Below are 17,444 nucleotides of genomic sequence, written 5' to 3' on the forward strand. Positions count from 1 at the left end.
ACTCAGAGCGAGCACCAACGTCCACAGAACTGCATGACTTCATTTCGCATCTGCCCATGACAAACGCGTGCCTCGGCGCGCATGCACACAGGTGGAAGCAGGCATGGCATTTCTGCAGCTCGAAGGTCTCTCCAAACGCTACGGTTCCATAGACGCTGTGGTCGCCACGAACCTGGCCGTCGACAAGGGCGAATTCGTTTCACTGCTCGGCCCTTCCGGCTGCGGCAAGACCACCACTCTGCAAATGATCGCCGGCTTCGTTGAAGTCAGTGACGGACGCATTGTGCTCGACGGGCGCGACATCACTCACGCCAAACCCAGCAGCCGGGGCCTCGGCGTAGTGTTCCAAAGCTATGCGCTGTTTCCGCACATGACTGTGGCTGACAACGTTGCGTTTGGCCTGCGTATGCGCAAGGTGCCTGCCGCCGAGTTGCACCCGCGTGTCAAACGGGTGCTGGAGCTGGTGCGCCTCGGTCAGCATGCCGAGCGCTATCCGCGCGAGTTGTCCGGTGGGCAGCGCCAGCGGGTCGCATTGGCCCGCGCACTGGTCATCGAGCCGCCAGTACTGCTGCTCGACGAGCCGCTGTCCAACCTGGATGCCAACCTGCGCGAAGAGATGCAGTTCGAAATCCGCCGCATTCAGAACGAAGTCGGCATTACCATGCTGATGGTCACCCATGATCAGGCCGAAGCCCTGTCGATCAGCGATCGGGTGGTGGTGATGCAGGCCGGTCGTATCACCCAGATCGACGAGCCTTACAAGCTCTACGAACACCCGCGTACACGCTTCATCTCGGGTTTCGTCGGCAAGGCCAACATGTTGCAGGGAGATCTGGACAGCAGCGGCATCCCGCAGATTCGTCAGGTGCCCGGCGATGGCAGCCTGACCCTCAGCCTGCGTCCCGAGAAGATCGATCTTGTAGCACCTGGCTGCGGACGACTGTCCGGGCGCATCGTCACCCGTTACTTTCTTGGCAGCCAGTGGCTGTATCGCATCCAGACCAGAATTGGCGAAGTGACGGTTGTACGCCGTAACGATGGCCAAGCGCCGCTGGAACAAGGCGCAGCGGTCGACATGGACTGGCCCACCGAGTTGCTGCGCGTGCTGGATGCCGACGAGGTGCGCGCATGAGCCTGCTGAGCGAAATGCGTCAGGGCGGTCGCGGCTATTGGCTGTCGGCTCCGGCGCTGGCGCTGTATATCGGCTTGCTGGTGTTGCCCCTGGGGCTGACTCTGGTGCTGTCGTTCAACGTATTCGACTATCAGGTCGGGGTGAAAAGCGACAGCTACACGCTGGCCAACTATATGGCCGTGGTCACCGACTCGTATTTCTATGAAATCTTCCTGCGCACCTTCTGGATCAGCGCGCTGGTCACCCTGCTGTGCGTGCTGATCGGCGTCCCCGAAGCCTACATTCTCAGCCGCATGGGCACGCCGTGGCGCTCGATCTTCCTGATCCTGATTCTCACGCCGCTGCTGATCTCGGTGGTGGTCCGGGCGTTCGGCTGGAGCCTGCTGCTGGGCGCGGACGGCCTGATCAATCAGGTCATCCAGTTCATGGGCGGTCGCCCGGTGAAACTGCTGTACACCCCGTTTGCCGTGGTCATTGCGCTGGTCCACGTCATGTTGCCGTTCATGATCATTCCGGTCTGGACCTCGCTGCAGAAGCTCGACCCCACCGCCGAGCAGGCCGCGCTGTCGCTGGGCGCCAGCCAGGCGAAAGTCATGCGCCTGATCGTGCTGCCGCAGGTCATGCCCGGCGTGCTGTCCGGCTCGCTGATCGTGTTCGGCCTGGCCGCCAGTTCGTTCGCCATTCCCGGCCTGCTCGGCGGACGACGTCTGAAAATGGTCGCCACGGTGATCTACGACCAGTACCTCTCGGAGTTGAACTGGCCGATGGGCGCAACCCTTGCCGTGGCGCTGCTGTTGGTCAACCTGCTGGTCATGCTGTCGTGGAACCGCATGATCGAAGGCCGCTACAAAAAAACTCTGGGGGAATGATCCATGTCCAAGAACGGTCCTTTGGCCCTGTCGTTTCATGCGCTGGTAGTGATCTTCATGATGGCCCCGCTGGTGGTGGTGTGCCTGGTGGCGTTTACCCCGGAAAACACCCTTAGCCTGCCCACTACCGACTTCTCGCTGCGCTGGTTCAGGGCGGTGTTCGAACGCGCCGACTTTATCGACTCGTTCTACAACAGCCTGATTCTGGCGTTTGTATCCGCAACACTGGCGACGTTGATCGCGGTGCCTGCTGCGCTGGCGATCACCCGCCATACATTTCCGGGCCGCAACTTTTTCAATGCGCTGTTTCTTTCGCCGATCATCATTCCGCACCTGGTGCTGGGGGTGGCGATGCTGCGCCTGTTTGCGCTGATGGGCGTAAACGGCAGCTTCACCTGGCTGATCTTCGCCCACGTGCTGGTCATCACGCCTTACGTACTGCGTCTGGTGCTGGCGGCGGCGATCGGTATCGACCGCAGCGCCGAGCACGCCGCCGAGTCTCTGGGGGCCGACCGTTTCACGCTGTTTCGGCAGATCACCCTGCCAATGATTCTGCCAGGCGTGGCAGGCGGCTGGTTACTGGCGTTCATCAACAGTTTCGATGAAGTCACGCTGTCGATCTTCGTTACATCGCCCGCGACGCAGACCCTGCCGGTGCGCATGTATGTCTACGCCACCGAATCCATCGACCCGATGATGGCCGCCGTATCGGCACTGGTCATCGCCCTCACCGCCGCCACCATGATCCTGCTCGACCGGGTCTATGGGCTGGATCGGGTGCTGGTCGGCAAACACTGATCCGGAGCTTTCACGTTATGGCATTGCTGAAACGACTGGCTGAACATGATCGCCCCGTTCTGCCCTTCACCCTCGATGGGCAACCGGCCAATGGTCTGTTGGGCGACACCGTGCTGACTGCGTTATTGACCGCCAGTGAGCACCTGCGCGGCAGTGACTTCAGTGCCGAGCCGCGCGCCGGGTTCTGCATGATGGGCGCCTGCCAGGACTGCTGGGTAAGACTCGGCAACGGCCAGCGAGTGCGTGCCTGTTCGACGCTGCTGGAAGCTGGCCAGGCGATTATTCGTGAACCGGGGCGGCGGCCATGAGCAAAGACCGCGTTGCCATTATCGGCGCCGGCCCAGCCGGGATTCGCGCTGCCCAGACGCTGCTGGAGCACGGTGTCAAAGCCTGCCTGATCGACGAAGGTCTGCGCGGCGGCGGGCAGATCTATCGTCGCCAGCCAGAGAATTTCCAGCGTTCGGCCAAGGCGCTTTACGGCTTTGAAAGCGGCAAGGCCGTTGCACTGCATCAGGCACTCGATGCACTGACAACACAGATCGACTACCGAACGCAGACGCTGGTGTGGAACGTCGAAGGCAATCAACTCGATACCCTGCACAACGGAACAGTCGCAACCCTGGATTTCACCCGACTGATTGTCGCCACAGGTGCCACCGACCGCATTCTGCCAGTGCCCGGCTGGACACTGCCCGGCGTGTATAGCCTGGGTGCAGCGCAGATCGCACTTAAATATCAGGGCTGTGCGATTGGCGAACGCGTGGTGTTTTGCGGCAGCGGCCCCTTGCTGTATCTGGTCGCCTATCAATACGCCAAGGCTGGCGCGAACGTGCTGGCGGTGCTCGACAGCGCGCCGTTTTCAGCCCAATGCAAGGCGCTGCCTGCGCTGCTCGGCCAACCGGCAACCCTTGCCAAGGGCCTGTATTACCGCGCGTGGCTGAGTGCGCATGGCACTCCCGTGCACCAGGGCGCACACCTCACACGCATCAACGGTGACAAACGCGTAGACGGCATTCACTGGCAACGCAACGGCCAATCAGGCCAACTGGCCTGCGACGCAGTAGCCTTTGCCCATGCACTGCGCAGCGAGACACAACTGGCCGACCTGCTCGGCTGTGAATTCGGTTGGAGCCCGCTTAACCGAGCGTGGCTGCCCATTCGCGATGACTGTGGGCGCAGCAGCGTGCCAGACGTGTATCTGGCAGGCGACGGTGCTGGAATCATGGGCGCAGACGCGGCGGAAATGGCCGGAGAACTGGCCGCGCTCGGGCTGCTGCAAGACAGCGGTGTCACCGTCGACGCCGTGCGTATCAGTGACCTGCAAACCGCACTGCAACGCATCGAACGCTTCCGCCACGGGCTGGAAACCGTTTTCCCGTTCCCCGAAGACTGGGCTGCCAATGTAACGGATGACACGCTGGTGTGCCGCTGTGAAGAAGTCTCTGCGGGCGATATTCGTACCACCGTGCAGGACGGCCATTGGGAGATCAACCGGGTCAAGGCCATGTGCCGGGTCGGTATGGGCCGCTGTCAGGGCCGGATGTGCGGCCTGGCAGCCGCCGAGATCATCGCCCGCGAGAGCGGCCGGCCAGTTGAGCAGGTCGGCCGTCTACGCGGCCAGGCTCCGATCAAGCCATTGCCGTTCGGCCTGGAGATGCTGCCCGTGGACAAGCAATCAGCGGAGACACAACCATGAGCACGCTGATTGAAAGCGATGCGATTGTCATCGGCGGCGGCATTGTCGGCTCGTCGGCAGCCTTGGCGCTTGCACTGAAGGGCAAGCGTGTCGCCTTGCTGGAGCGCGACTTTTGCGGCTCGCACTCCAGCGGCGTCAATTATGGCGGCGTGCGCCGTCAGGGCAGGCCCTTGTCGCAACTGCCCTTGTCGCAACGGGCGCATCAGATCTGGAGCGGCCTGTGCGATCTGATCGGTATCGACGGCGAATACCAGCGCTCCGGCCACCTCAAACTGGCGCGCAGCGAGCAGGACATGGATGCGCTGCGCAGCTACGCCGAAGCCAGTCAGGGGTTCGGGCTGGATTTGCAACTGCTGGATCGAGAGCAACTGCGCGCCCGTTACCCTTGGGCGGGCGATGTCGCCGTCGGTGCATCGCTATGCGCCGACGACGGGCACGCCAATCCGCGTCTGGTATCGCCCGCCTTTGCCCGCGCAGCCCGCCGGGCGGGCGCTCAGGTATTCGAGCAGGCGCCGGTCAGCGAAGTCAGTCACGACGGCAACGCCTTCATCGTCACGACCGCCAGCGGCCTGACACTGCGAGCCCCCTGGCTACTGAATTGCGCTGGCGCCTGGGCAGGAGCGCTGGCGGCACAATTCAACGAACCGGTGCCGATGTATTCGGGGCATCCGGCGATGCTGGTGACAGAACCACTGCCGATGTTCATGGACGTCAGCACCGGTGTCGAAGGCGGCGGCATCTATGCCCGGCAGGTGGCACGCGGCAATTGCGTGCTGGGCGGCGGACAAGGCTTTGCCCTCGGCCCTGCGCATGCCAGGCCGGGACAGGCGGCAGTGCTCGACATTCTGCGCAACGCCGTCGAACTCTACCCGCCATTGGCCGGCGCCCAGGCCATTCGCACCTGGAGCGGCACTGAAGGCTACCTGCCTGATCGCGAACCGGTGTTGGGCCCGAGCCTGACAAGACCAGGCCTGCTGCACGGCTTCGGCTTTGCCGGGGCAGGCTTTCAGATCGGCCCGGCAGCGGGCGAAGCGCTGGCCGAATGGGTCTGCGGCGGTGCCTCAACGATCTCGCTCGAGGCCTTTTCCATCGGCCGCTTCCGCCAGGCAGCTAGCCAACCCACAGAGATAGAACCCGCTACGAACGTCATCCCATTGCACAGAGGAAGGTCGTCCCTATGAAAAGCACCAAACGTCTCGCCCTCACCGGCTTGTCATGCCTGCCCTTGGCGGCCGCACTCGTGTCGTTGCCTGCCCAGGCCGAAACCACGCTGTACCTGGGCATGAACGGCGGAACCATGGAGCGCCTGTATGCCGATCAGGTGCTGCCCGCTTTCGAGAAGGCCAACAACGTCAAGGTGGTGATCGTGCCCGGCACCTCGGCCGACATCCTCGCCAAGGTGCAGGCGAGTAAAGACAACCCGCAGATGCATGTGATTTTTCTCGACGACGGCATCATGTACCGGGCTATTTCCATGGGCCTGTGTGACGCCCTGCAGCCCAGCGCCAGTCTGGCTGACCTGCCTGCCAAGGCCAAAATCAAGGACCAGGCAGCGGCTGTCAGCCTGGGTGTAACCGGCCTTGCCTACAACACGCGGATGTTCAAGGAAAAGGGCTGGAGCGCGCCCACCTCATGGATGGACCTGGCCGACAAACGTTTCAAGGACAAGGTGGTGTTCCAGTCACTGGCCTCCTCGACCTTCGGCCTGCATGGCTTTCTGATGTTCAACCGTATCCAGGGCGGCAGCGAGAAAGACGTCGAGCCAGGCTTCAAGGCCTGGCCGAAGACCATTGGACCGAACGTGCTGGAATACATCGCCAGTTCGGCAAAGATCTCGGAAATGGTGCAAACCGATGAAGCCGCGCTGTTCCCGCTGACGCCGACGCAGGTGACCGCCTTGAAGATCAAGGGCGTGCCGGTGGAGTACGCCTCGCCCAAGGAAGGCGGCGTAGTGTTGAACGTGGCTGAATGTGCAATCTCCAATAACAACCAGCCAGAGCTGGCCCAGAAACTGGCGGCCTATCTGCTGACACCGGAAGCACAGGCACCTGCGCTGGAATTCGGCGATCAGATCCCGTCAAACCCGAAAACCCCGACCTCCGAGAAGACGCGCGCGCAGGTCGAGGCCATGGAGAAGTACCTGGAAACAGCGGTGACCATCGACTGGGATCAAGTCAACCAGATCCGCCCCGAGTGGAACGCACGCTGGAGCCGCAGTATCGAGCGCTAGCCGCAAGCGGCAAGGTCAAAAGGCCGTGCCATTTACAGGCAAGCGCCGGCTGATCACCGCCCGGCAAATTATTTCAACTTATTACCGCACAAGAGAGTCCCACCGTTACGCCCTCTTCTTCGGGCGCATTTAACGGTGGTTCTTTCTTTATGAGTTTTATTGTCTGCATGGGCATGCTTGGCGTGCTCTTGATGCTATTGGCGCTCACGTCCTCGTACCTGCGCTGGATGCCGGTCACCACGTCAGCGGTGTGCCTGGGATTCGGCTTTGGCATCGGGCCGATGGGCCTGGATATCGTCAATCTGGATTTCGAAAAATCCTACGAATGGCTGGAGCGTCTGACCGAGGTAGCGGTGCTGTTTTCCCTGTTCGGGACGGGCATCAAGTTGCGCCTGCCCCTGCGCGGCAAGGCCTGGCACTCTGCCTACTGGCTGGCCGGGCCAGTGATGCTGGCGACCATTGCTGGCGTGACGGTCGCGGGGCACTACATCATCGGCCTGGATTGGGGCGTGTCGTTGCTGCTCGGTGCCATGCTGTCGCCGACCGACCCTGTACTGGCCGGGATGGTCCAGGTGAACAACGCCCAGGACCAGGATCGCCTGCGGTTTGGTCTGTCCGGCGAAGCGGGCCTCAACGACGGGACGGCGTTTCCGTTCGTGATCTTTGCCTTGCTGTACCTGAGTTCCGGGGGCGCAATGAGCGACTGGGTCCAGGGATGGCTGATCAAGGACCTGATCTGGGCGGTTCCGGCCGGTTTGTTGATTGGTTACGGCATGGGCCGCGGCGTTGGCCATCTGATGATCTTTCTGCGCATCAAGAACGCCGACAGCACCACATCACCCAATGACTTTCTGGCGCTGGCATTGATCGCCCTGGCCTACGTGGTCGCACAAGGTGTGGGAGCCTTCGGTTTTCTTTCGGTCTTTGCCGCCGGATTCGGGCTGCGTCAGGCTGAAGTACGTGTCACGCGCTCAGAGCTGCCATCGGAGCATGTCGCGCAACCGGTCCTGGGGCATATGACTGCGTCCCTCGAACAGGGCACAGTAGCGCAGGGCGAAGACATGAGCGACTCGCAACTGGCTGCCGGGGTAATGATGGGCGATATGCTCGCGTTCGGCAGCCTGGTGGAACGCGCGATGGAAGTGTTGCTGATCACCCTGCTGGGCGCTGCGCTGGCAATGTACTGGGACTGGCGCGCGATTGGTCTGGGTATCGCGCTGTTCTGCGTGATTCGTCCTGCCAGCGTTTGGTTGCTGGTGAGTCGTCACCTGCTCAACGTCCGACAAAAAGCACTGGTTGGATGGTTCGGTATTCGTGGGATCGGCAGTCTTTATTACCTGTGTTTTGCGTTGTCACACGGTCTGGCACACGATGTCGGCCATGTTGTGATCGGCATGACACTTTCGGTCGTAGCGCTGAGCATTCTGGTACACGGCATCAGCATCCAGCCTTTGCTGGAACGTTACGAGCGCAGCGCCGCCGCAAACCCTGATTAACAGGCCTGCTACGGCAAAGGGCCATAGATGAGGTCGATGAGGGTATTGGAAGAAGCAATTGGACTGCGGCATTTCGACTCGGTAGCGTGGCGGCCATGTAGCAGGTGCATAGCCGCCAGTGCAAAGCTTGACGCGTGCAGCTAATATGTGAGCAGGCTTGGGCACTTTGCCAGCCTGCGCAAAGACCCGGATGCTGCACCTTGCAAAAGAGCTGAACCCCTGTAGCACGCTGGCCTCCAAACCTGGAATACAGCTCTCTCGATCATTTAGAAGGTGAAATGTCAGAACCCGTCCTGATGGACCGCTTTGCACGTAAAGTCGATTATCTGCGCATGTCGGTCACCGACCGGTGCGATTTCCGCTGCGTGTACTGCATGGCCGAAGAGATGACGTTTTTGCCTCGGCAACAGATTCTGTCGCTGGAGGAAATCCTTCAGGTAGCCGAGCGCTTCGTGGCGCTGGGTACGCGTAAAATTCGTCTTACCGGCGGTGAGCCACTGGTACGCTCGGGCGTCGTGGGTCTGTGCGAAAAGATCGCCGCCCTGCCCGGCCTGCGCGAACTGTGCATGACCACCAACGGTTCACAACTGGACAAACTGGCCGCACCGCTGTTCAAGGCGGGCGTCACCCGTTTGAACATCAGCCTGGACAGCCTCGACCCGCAACGTTTTCGCGAGCTGACCCGCACGGGTGATCTGCACAAGGTCATTGCCGGTATCGACGCCGCCAATGCCGCCGGTTTTGTGCACACCAAGCTCAACTGCGTGGTAATGCATGGTCGCAATGATCACGAGATCAACGACCTGCTGGCGTTCGCCATCGATCGCAATCTGGATGTCTCGTTCATCGAAGAGATGCCGCTGGGCATCATCAGCGAGCACAGCCGTGCCGAATCCTTCTACTCCAGCGATCAGGTTCGCGAGCGCATTGCCGAACGTTACACGCTAGTGCCTTCCACCGACTCGACCCAGGGGCCGTCGCGCTACTGGCGTCTGGCCGAAGCACCAGGCATTCGCATTGGCTTTATCTCACCGCACAGCCATAACTTCTGCGGCACCTGCAATCGCGTGCGCCTGACGGTCGAAGGCCGCTTGCTGCTGTGCCTGGGCAACGAGCACTCCGTGGACTTGAAAGCGGTACTGCGCGCCAATCCCGGTCAGCCTGAGAAACTCGAAAAAGCCATCATCGATGCGATGCAAATCAAGCCGTGGAGCCACAACTTCACCCACGACGATGGCGTGCAGGTGGTGCGCTTCATGAATATGACGGGCGGCTGACAGCCGCCTTGAAGGATAACGCCTCATACGAGGCGTTACTTATTTGCCGGCCTTGCGAAAGAACAAGGTGATCTGCCCGACTTCGACACCCAGCTTGGTCATCGACGAACGATTGGCCATGGTCTGCTTGTCGATCAGGTACATCCAGTCATCCAGGCTCACGTCATACTCGGTGCCGTCCACCAGCAACCTGAGCACATAGTTCCAGTGGAGGCTGTTTCCTGACACCTCGCCATAGGCCTCGCCAACCACGTCACCTGCCGTGCCCTTCCAGCGTCCCGGGCCGTCAGGACGCAAACGCCACTCCCGGACCTGCTTGGTGCCATCGCTGTAGCTGAAGGCCTCGTGCATGACCAGCACTTCGCCTTCACTGTGCCCGTCGATCACCACGGTAAAGCGCTTGGTGACTTCACCGGAGCGCTTTTGAAACATTCCCCAGGCCTCGACACGCCCGGTGAAGTAATGGCGCAGATCGAGCTTGGGCTCTTCCTGACTGTAACGGGTTACCGGCACACCGCCGCAGCCGCTCAGTACAAGCCCCGCAAACAACATCAACATCCACTTTCTCAGCATGCGCCCTCCTTGATGGGTCATGAGCCGGTACTGCCGAGCAACTGCTCACGCAGCTCGGGGTTACGGGTTTTCGGGTCAAGCCAGATGGAAAAGAAAGCCTTGGCGAACTGCTCGTCGGGCACGACATGCTGGAGTTTGTCGCCGACATAGAAACGCGCTTCGCGGCCGGGCAGGTAAACCCCGGTAATCTTCATGCCCGGCTTAACATCGACAAATGACTGGTTCATTTGCTGACGCCATTGCGCCAGTTGCTGATCGTTCACCTTCGACCCGGAAATACGCTTGATCTCATCGATACTGGCATCGACCAGATCTTCGCGGTCAATATCGCGATGGTAAGTCAACTCAAGAGCCAGCGGCGCACTCGCTACAAAGGGCTTGGCGGGACTAAGCAACCTGGCCGTGTAGACACGAAAGCCGAACAGGCTGAGATCACCGCCACCGACAATCTGGGCATTGGGCAATGCCTCCCGCCAATCCGCCGAAGCGCCAGCGCTGAGCAACATCACCAACCATAGCCATCGTGGCGCACGCATCGGCAACCTCTGTGTAGGTCAGGTGCAGGCGCTGCCATGAAAGCATCGGCAGGCCGGGAATGAGAGAAGCCAGATAACTGACTCATGGCCGGAATCTATACCAGCAAAAACACTTTGTACAACCAATAAGGCAATTACCCTTTCGGGCGCTGAAAATAAAAAAGCCTGCTCCCGATCAGGTTCGGGAACAGGCTTCAGGGCTCAATACTTATCGCACCTTGAATTCAGGCGACCTGAGAGTGTGCCTGCAGACGGCTCTTTTGCCATTCGCCTTTCAGCGCCTGCAGCGTATTTTCCACATATGTGCGGTCGGCCGCTGCTTTTTTGCCGACATAACCCTGACTGCGGCGAAACATCTTCAGCGCAGTGCGCATCTGTGGATGAGCGTCACGGAATTCGTCTTCCTGGGTGAATGGCGACATGGCGTCGACATGGACTTCACCCGAATCGGCAATCCATACGATGTGGTTGTCCAGCGTGTCTTTGCATACTGCAAACAGACGAGCCAGTTCATCAATAGTCGGTTGCTTGTTGATATTCATGTTGATGCTCCTTCGCTCGTAGACCGTTCAATAATTGATACATCAAGTTCATGCGCCAGAGCGTCGTCAATGCAACACACGTAAGTGTTGGTCGAATGTCGCTCCAGCCCCTCAAGGACATGCAGGTAGCCTTGATGAAGAGCCGCTACACAGCGGCATCAGCGCAGAGAGAAGAAGTCACGAAACCCAAAGACCTGACCCAGGATCGGCAATCGATCCATTACAAGCATCATGAGGACGTTTCGCCAGCTTCTCGCCCTTATCGACGACAAATGCCAGTTCAGCTCCATCAATCTGCCTTATGGGCAGCCTACATCCGGGAACATCTCGACGGCTTGCCGAGCCTGTTCAATACACTTTGCAGCGCTCCCGATCGGGGAGACAGCTGCATAATGCAAAAGGAAAACGGGTACGTCAACGATTATGTAGTGAATATTTTATATAACTACATAATTGTATGAGGGGCTTGTAGTTACGTTAAAAACTGACTGAATAGTCACTGCTCCAGGCAGATATTACGGATGTTCAAGGCTCTTGCTCAGCCTGCAATCCCGCCTCACTCCTCCCACCGCAACACCGTATAGGCCTTGCCTCGCCCCTCCATCGAATTCAACAACACCGTCACTTGCAGACGCGCCATAGACCCCTCTGCCCTCCGCGCGCGGCTCTCGATCACCAACACCTCCCCAGGATCGACGCCCACCGCGTTTCCTGTTGGCAGATTGAGTGCCATGCGCATCAGCGGGCTTGCGAAGGCCGGATCAGGTCGGTCGAAGCCGCTCCACAGCGTGATTTCAGGCAACAGCCTGCTATACAGCGCTTGCGTCATGCTCGGCAGTTGCCGAACTTCTTCAAGCAAGCGAAATGGCGGCTGGCCGTTATTTCGCCGAACTTCGAGTTCACTGGCTATCTGACTGGCTTGTGCCTGACTCGCGCCGCACGCCATTGCCAGACGGGAAAAGTCTTCCGCTTGGGCGTTGTTCAGGTAGAGCTTGCCGTTCTCGCTGTGCAGGCTGACGTAGAGCTGCGTGTCGTCGAATGTCAGGGCTATTTCACGTCCGTCGGCGACCCACTTTTTGCGCTGCACAGGGTCAGCCAGGGCCTGCACCGCCAGCTCGACGCCAGCCTCTGCGGCCAGCAGTGCCTGGCTGTGCTGGCGAAGATGCAGCGCCTGGCGATTTTCCAGTTGCACCCAGCCGGCCAGTGACCCCAGCAGCAGGCTGAACAAGGCCATGACCCAAAGCACCACCAGCAATGCAATGCCACGCTGCTGCATCATGCACACACGCCATCGTTGGGGATTCACAGGTGCACCTGATCAGTCGCCGGACGCAGTCTCAAGGTAATGAAACGCGCCTGATGCCGGGCGTCGCTTACCGTCAGGTCCAGGCGAAACAGGCGCAGTTGGCCTTGACGTGTCGGTTGCCGGGCGACGCTCAGTTGCCAGTCGATACCGCCACCCAGACTGCCCTGGCGGATACCGTCAGCCAACGGCCCTGCTGCTTCCTGATCCATCACGCTCATGGCGGCTTCGGTCAGGCGGTCGCTCTGCTCGGCCTGCGACAGGGAATGCACGCTCTGGCCGAAGGCGACCAGCACGACCGTGCTGCAAATGGCCATAAGGGTCAATGCGGCAAGCATCTCCAGCAAGGTGAACCCACGCTGGTAGCGCGCGGGGTCGGCTCGGCTCTCACACATGCGGTTCAGCCTCGGGGGCGGGTCCTCCAGGACGATGCGTTAAAGGCGAACCGCCATGGTCACGAACGCACTGCGCGGGTTGCCTATCTGAAGTATCTGCAAGTCGCCAGTGGGGTCACTCGCAGCACTGGCGTCCGTGTTGATAGTCGAGACGTAGCGCTTGTCGAAAAGGTTCACTACGTTCAGCGACAAGGTGGTGTCCTTGACCGCGCCCAACTTGCCGAAGTCGTAGCCCAGCATGGTGTTGGCCAGCCAATAGCCAGCAACGCTCGAGTCGTTGGTGTAGGTGTAATAACGCTTGCTCATGTAGCTGCCCTGCAGGCCTGCGTTCCATTGCTGCCAATGCCAGTCCAGACTGCTTGAATACATCAGCCTGGGCGTGTCGACCACCGTCCTGCCTTTGACATGCACCTCGCTGGTACCGCTCTGATAATCATCGTCGTAGGTGCTGTGGTTATAGGACGCTGTGTTGGACCAGCTCCAGTTCTCGTCCGGGGTCAGTGCGAAGGTCAGTTCCAGGCCTCGGCTGGTCACCGAGCCGACGTTGGCCACGCTGTTCTGGCAGATCACGATCCCGGTGCAATTGGTAATCGCCACCAGGCGGTTGTCGAACCGGGTATTGTAGACCGCGGCCGAGGTTGAATAAAGCGCGTTGCTGCGACGCACACCCACTTCAACCGTCTTTGAGGTTTCCGGTTTGAGGTTCTTGAACCCGCCTGCCGCGTCAACTGCCGTCTGAGTGGTGAAAAACGGGCCGTAGCCGCCACTGGGGAAGGCGGCGACGTTCTCCGAGTAGGAGGTAAACACCTCATCCTGATCATCAAGCTTGTAGGTCGCCCCCAGTTGCGGCAGGAAACGGTCTCGCGCCTGCAGCGAACCACTGGCGTAACCGCCACCCTTGCCTTCCACCGTCGAGGTAGTGACTGTGTTCTTGGCACCGAACTCGAGTTTCAGGCGGTCGTCGAGCAAGGTGTAGCTGTCGCGCAGATAGAATTGCCGAGTCAGGTCGTTGTAATCCTGAGAAAGAATGGTCGCGACCTGCGGCAAACCCTTGGTTCTCACGATGTGATTCTGCGGTGCCGTGCCGGTCGGGTCGAACAGGTAGCGGGAGACGTCATTCTTGTTCGACTGAATCCAGAACCCACCCTGAATTTCGTGCTGACTCAGAAAGTAAGTCAGCGAGGTCTGGAAACCCGAGCGGTTGATACCGTAGACCGTGCTGCGAATGGAGTTGGTGGGTACGGTCGTACTGCCACTGGTGTACACGAATGGATAATAAGAGTTGCCCCGCCCCGAGTCGTGGTGGTGATAAACCGTGGCATCCAGCAACAGATCATCACTGAGGGAAAAGTTGCCACTGAGGATGTCCAGCTCATCATCACGCAAACTGCTGCCGTTATAAGTCGCGTCTCCCGCACGGGTGACACCGCCGGTGAATATACCGTTGGCGGCGTTCACAGCCCGGGTCCAGTCCGGCGTGTAGTAGCTCCAGTTGTACCCCAGACGCCTGATCATGCTGCTCGACATGGAAGGCAGGTTGGCCTCGTTGTGCGTTGAGGTGCTGTGATAGAAGCTCAGGTGATTAGCGTCGAAATCGTAGGTGACCTTGGCGTTGAGCGCGTCGGATTCCTGCGGGTTGTCATGACCTTTCCATGCGTCGGCATCGTATTTTTCACCTGACACATAAGCCGCCAGCCCGTTGTATTCGCCGGTATCAACGCGCACATACGTGCGCGTGGTGTCATAGCTGCCCAGGGTTTGCGAAAGGCGCGCGCCAAACTCCTTTTCGGGGTTTGAACTGGTGAACGCGATTGTGCCGCCCAGGTTGCTGTTGGAGGCAGTGCCCAGCGCACCGATACCGGCCGCGACTTCGCTCTTGGCGATATTTTCCGCGATGATTGCGCGGGTGATGCTCAGGCCGTTGAAATTGGCGAAACTCATGTTGCCCAGCGTCACGCCATCCAGTGTGTAGCCCAGATGATGCATGTCGAAGCCACGCAGGCTGATGCGCTGACTGCTTTCTTCACGCCCGAGCGGGTCGCCGGCTTGAAAGCTGACCCCGGCAAGACGCTGGAGCACCTTCATCGGATTGGTGCCCGCCGAATAGGCCTTGATGTCCTTTTCATCGACACGCTGTACCTGGCGCGTTTCCCCCTGGCCAATCACTGAAACAGTACCGAGCGTGGTATCCGCTGCGCCGGTGGCGGGCTCCTGAGCCGAGTCTGTCGGCGTCGCGGTGTCCTGTGCATAGCTCGCCAGGCTCAGTGCATGCAGTCCGATCAGTAACACCAGTCGTTGAAGGGGAAAACGTGACGCACGCGCAGTCGATAGCATGATCATGAAAACGTTTCCTGAAGGCGTAAGAAGTCAGCAGGCTCTGGTCCCGCGTTTATTAATCGGAATTGCCGGAATCAAAGGCTTTCGGTGATCACCGCCAGGCGCGTTATGCCGGATCGCTGCACGTCGGCCAGAACCCTGGCAACGCGTCCGTAGTCCGTTGCCGTGTCGGCACGCAGAGTCAGCGCCACGTCGGGGTCATTGGCATGCAGGTTCTGCAAGGCGTCCGGTAATTGCTCTTCGGCCAAAGGCTGGTCGTCGACAAACAAACCGCCTTTGGCGTCAATGCTGATGGCCACTGGCTTGGCGTCGTCCAGAGGTGCGGTGGCCGCTGTCTGCGGCAAATCAAGCGGTATGGCATTGGTCAATAACGGTGCGGTCACGATAAACACCACCAGCAGCACCAGCATCACGTCGACCAGAGGCGTGATGTTGATGTCGCTGATCGCGTCGTCGCCCTGGCTTGAGGAGAAGGCCATTTCAAGCAACCCCGCTGAGGCTGCGAGCGCCATCGTGCTCGCCTTTCAATCTGAAGGCATGGCGCTGGGCGCGGTTCAGCAGATCGATTGCAAAGGCGTCCAGATCGGCCACCATGAGCTTCAGACGGCGGTTGAAAAAGTTGTAGGCAAGTACCGCCGGTACTGCCACGGCAATGCCGATACCCGTGGCGATCAAGGCCTCGCCAATTGGTCCGGCGACCACGGCAATGCTCGCTGACTTGGCGGTACTGATAGCCTGAAGGGCATGGATGATGCCGAACACTGTACCGAACAGGCCGATAAAGGGGGCCGTGCTGCCGATTGAGGCGAGCACGATCATGCCGCTTTCAAGGTTGCGTCGTTCAGAGTGAATCTGTTGATGCAGGCTACGCTCCAGCAGCTCCTGGCGGCTCCAGCTGTCAGCCGGTTCATGACCATCCTGACCGCCGGAAAGCGCTTGCGTGGTCACTTGCGCAAGACGTGCCAACTGGCTTTTCTGCGGACCGCTGTGCAGCGCTGCGTCGAAATCCTTGGCTGCCCAGAAGGCCTGCGTGTAGCGCTTGTTCTGGTTTTTCAGCCTCCCCTGCTGCCAGGCTTTGAGCAGCAGCACTGCCCAGGTTGCCAATGAGAACAGCAGCAGGATGCCCATGGAGCTTTGCTGAATCAGTGTTGAATAGTCGATTGTCATGGTAAGGCGCCTCAAGGAGCGAGCGTGAAGGCAAGCGGAACGTTGACCCAGCCATCGACCGGACTGTTGCCGCGCTTGGCAGGAGTAAATGACCACTGTCGAACGGCCGCCCTGGCCGCATCGTCCAGCGCTGAAAAACCACTGGATTGAGCCACCTCAATCTGGTCCGGACGACCGCTGGCCAGGACATGCACGCGCAGCAGCGTGGTGCCTTGCTGATGGCGTTTGGCGGCCGCAGGCGGATACACGGGTGGCGGATTGTTCAGATAACCAGCGCGACCGATGGGTGCAGTGGCAGGCGGTTCGCTGCTGGCTGGCGGTGCAGGCATGGGTTGCTGTGCCGGTATCGATTGGGGCGCAGCAGCAGGCGCTTGCTTCTCGGCTACCTGTTGCTGTGCTTTTTGTTGTGGCTTGGCCTGTGGCTTGGCAGGCTGCGGGCGTGGTGTCTCAGGCTTGGGTGCGGCGGCCAGGGGTTTGGCTGGCTCTGCCGGTATAACGGGTGGCGGTGCCGTGGGTTGCTCAACCGCAGGAGCCGCTGCGGCGGGCGTTGCCGGAGCAGGCGGCGTGGGCCTGGCGACCATTTGCATCGCGATTGGCATGGGCCGGGTTATCGGCGGTAACGGCTGCGCGGGTGCGCTGTTGCGAAACCAGAGAAAACCCGCAGCATGTACAGCCAGTGCAATAACGCATGCCAGGGCAACATGACGCATGCCAATGCGCGGCACAGCGATTGCCGGTAACGGCACCGCCGGGGCATCGAACCTGCCTGCCGGCAACGCGGGCAGCAGATCGTCGCGACAGGGTTGTGGCGGACGACGAGATAGAAGTAACGCGGGCATGACATCACCAATCCGGGACGAAATAAATAACGGCGTGCCGCTTTCAAAAGGTTTTAAAAAGCGTGCCGATGCTACGCTTTTCTATATGTACTTATTGTGACGAGAGGGACGTTAGTTGACGAAACAACAGTAAGATTACTTCATGTTGCGTTTCAGACAAATCGTTAGATAGCACACTATCCAATGTGAGCATGTTTCGAAACGAGTGTCGCCCACGCTGTCGGCCGGACACGGCATGCGCGTCCGGCCGGCGC

At 60.0% G+C, this 17,444-nt stretch carries 19 protein-coding genes; 10 read left to right on the top strand and 9 right to left on the bottom strand.

The features are described from left to right. Positions 1–103 precede the first annotated feature (103 nt). The 9 genes from FFH21_RS15085 (at position 104) to moaA (ending at position 9,498) form a co-directional block, all read left to right on the top strand. Positions 104–1,132, top strand: a complete 1,029-nt coding sequence (locus FFH21_RS15085; protein WP_011168810.1) for an ABC transporter ATP-binding protein — start codon at positions 104–106, stop codon at positions 1,130–1,132. Next, on the top strand, positions 1,129–2,001 hold the full coding sequence (locus tag FFH21_RS15090; protein WP_003317898.1) for an ABC transporter permease: 873 nt from the start codon (positions 1,129–1,131) through the stop codon (positions 1,999–2,001). Before FFH21_RS15085 ends, FFH21_RS15090 begins: the two co-directional genes overlap by 4 nt. Before the next feature lie 3 nt (positions 2,002–2,004). Beyond that, the gene (locus tag FFH21_RS15095) at positions 2,005–2,799 is read left to right on the top strand and encodes an ABC transporter permease (protein ID WP_011168811.1); all 795 of its coding nucleotides are present in this window, start codon (positions 2,005–2,007) and stop codon (positions 2,797–2,799) included. Between the two features lie 17 nt (positions 2,800–2,816). After that, positions 2,817–3,107: a (2Fe-2S)-binding protein gene (locus FFH21_RS15100; protein WP_011168812.1), complete on the top strand. Its 291-nt coding sequence runs from the start codon at positions 2,817–2,819 to the stop codon at positions 3,105–3,107. Next, positions 3,104–4,495 (top strand): NAD(P)/FAD-dependent oxidoreductase, encoded by a 1,392-nt coding sequence (locus FFH21_RS15105; RefSeq protein WP_011168813.1) that lies wholly within the window; start codon positions 3,104–3,106, stop codon positions 4,493–4,495. Before FFH21_RS15100 ends, FFH21_RS15105 begins: the two co-directional genes overlap by 4 nt. Beyond that, positions 4,492–5,676, top strand: a complete 1,185-nt coding sequence (locus FFH21_RS15110; protein ID WP_004658470.1) for an FAD-binding oxidoreductase — start codon at positions 4,492–4,494, stop codon at positions 5,674–5,676. The genes FFH21_RS15105 and FFH21_RS15110 overlap by 4 nt, the downstream gene beginning before the upstream one ends. After that, on the top strand, positions 5,673–6,725 hold the full coding sequence (locus FFH21_RS15115) for an ABC transporter substrate-binding protein (protein ID WP_011168814.1): 1,053 nt from the start codon (positions 5,673–5,675) through the stop codon (positions 6,723–6,725). Before FFH21_RS15110 ends, FFH21_RS15115 begins: the two co-directional genes overlap by 4 nt. Positions 6,726–6,874: 149 nt before the next feature. Then, complete coding sequence (locus FFH21_RS15120) at positions 6,875–8,221, top strand: sodium:proton antiporter (protein ID WP_041924569.1); 1,347 nt, start codon at positions 6,875–6,877, stop codon at positions 8,219–8,221. Between the two features lie 278 nt (positions 8,222–8,499). Then, positions 8,500–9,498, top strand: coding sequence for a GTP 3',8-cyclase MoaA (gene moaA, locus FFH21_RS15125; protein WP_002553792.1), 999 nt, complete (start codon positions 8,500–8,502; stop codon positions 9,496–9,498). 39 nt (positions 9,499–9,537) lie between these two features. On the opposite strand, the gene FFH21_RS15130 is transcribed toward moaA, so the two are convergent. From FFH21_RS15130 to FFH21_RS15140, 3 genes are all read right to left on the bottom strand, one after another. Next, on the bottom strand, positions 9,538–10,071 hold the full coding sequence (locus FFH21_RS15130) for a DUF3833 domain-containing protein (protein WP_011168816.1): 534 nt from the start codon (positions 10,069–10,071) through the stop codon (positions 9,538–9,540). 17 nt (positions 10,072–10,088) lie between these two features. Beyond that, positions 10,089–10,607, bottom strand: coding sequence for a chalcone isomerase family protein (locus FFH21_RS15135; protein ID WP_019741673.1), 519 nt, complete (start codon positions 10,605–10,607; stop codon positions 10,089–10,091). Between the two features lie 224 nt (positions 10,608–10,831). Further along, a complete protein-coding gene (locus FFH21_RS15140) occupies positions 10,832–11,149 on the bottom strand; it encodes a hypothetical protein (protein WP_004665081.1) in 318 nt (105 codons plus the stop codon). A 134-nt stretch (positions 11,150–11,283) separates the two neighbouring features. Here FFH21_RS15140 and FFH21_RS29995 point away from each other — a divergent pair, with 134 nt between their 5' ends. Next, positions 11,284–11,610, top strand: coding sequence for a hypothetical protein (locus FFH21_RS29995; protein ID WP_155007587.1), 327 nt, complete (start codon positions 11,284–11,286; stop codon positions 11,608–11,610). 95 nt (positions 11,611–11,705) lie between these two features. Here the strand turns inward: FFH21_RS29995 and FFH21_RS15145 are convergent, their stop codons facing one another. The 6 genes from FFH21_RS15145 to FFH21_RS15170 all read right to left on the bottom strand — a co-directional run bounded on the left by FFH21_RS15145 (position 11,706) and on the right by FFH21_RS15170 (position 17,190). Further along, positions 11,706–12,428, bottom strand: a complete 723-nt coding sequence (locus tag FFH21_RS15145) for a general secretion pathway protein GspK (RefSeq protein ID WP_019741675.1) — start codon at positions 12,426–12,428, stop codon at positions 11,706–11,708. Between the two features lie 23 nt (positions 12,429–12,451). Further along, positions 12,452–12,847: a prepilin-type N-terminal cleavage/methylation domain-containing protein gene (locus tag FFH21_RS15150; protein ID WP_011168821.1), complete on the bottom strand. Its 396-nt coding sequence runs from the start codon at positions 12,845–12,847 to the stop codon at positions 12,452–12,454. A gap of 39 nt (positions 12,848–12,886) precedes the next feature. Continuing rightward, on the bottom strand, positions 12,887–15,187 hold the full coding sequence (locus FFH21_RS15155) for a TonB-dependent receptor (RefSeq protein WP_011168822.1): 2,301 nt from the start codon (positions 15,185–15,187) through the stop codon (positions 12,887–12,889). A gap of 71 nt (positions 15,188–15,258) precedes the next feature. After that, positions 15,259–15,663, bottom strand: a complete 405-nt coding sequence (locus FFH21_RS15160; RefSeq protein WP_032704150.1) for a biopolymer transporter ExbD — start codon at positions 15,661–15,663, stop codon at positions 15,259–15,261. Position 15,664: 1 nt separating this feature from the next. Next, complete coding sequence (locus FFH21_RS15165) at positions 15,665–16,351, bottom strand: MotA/TolQ/ExbB proton channel family protein (protein ID WP_011168823.1); 687 nt, start codon at positions 16,349–16,351, stop codon at positions 15,665–15,667. An 11-nt stretch (positions 16,352–16,362) separates the two neighbouring features. Further along, entirely contained in the window at positions 16,363–17,190 is an 828-nt protein-coding gene (locus tag FFH21_RS15170; protein ID WP_004665076.1) for an energy transducer TonB, read from the bottom strand. Positions 17,191–17,444: the final 254 nt, after the last annotated feature.

The organism is Pseudomonas sp. KBS0707 (genome assembly GCF_005937945.2).
GTDB classification, from domain to species: Bacteria; Pseudomonadota; Gammaproteobacteria; order Pseudomonadales; family Pseudomonadaceae; genus Aquipseudomonas; species Aquipseudomonas amygdali.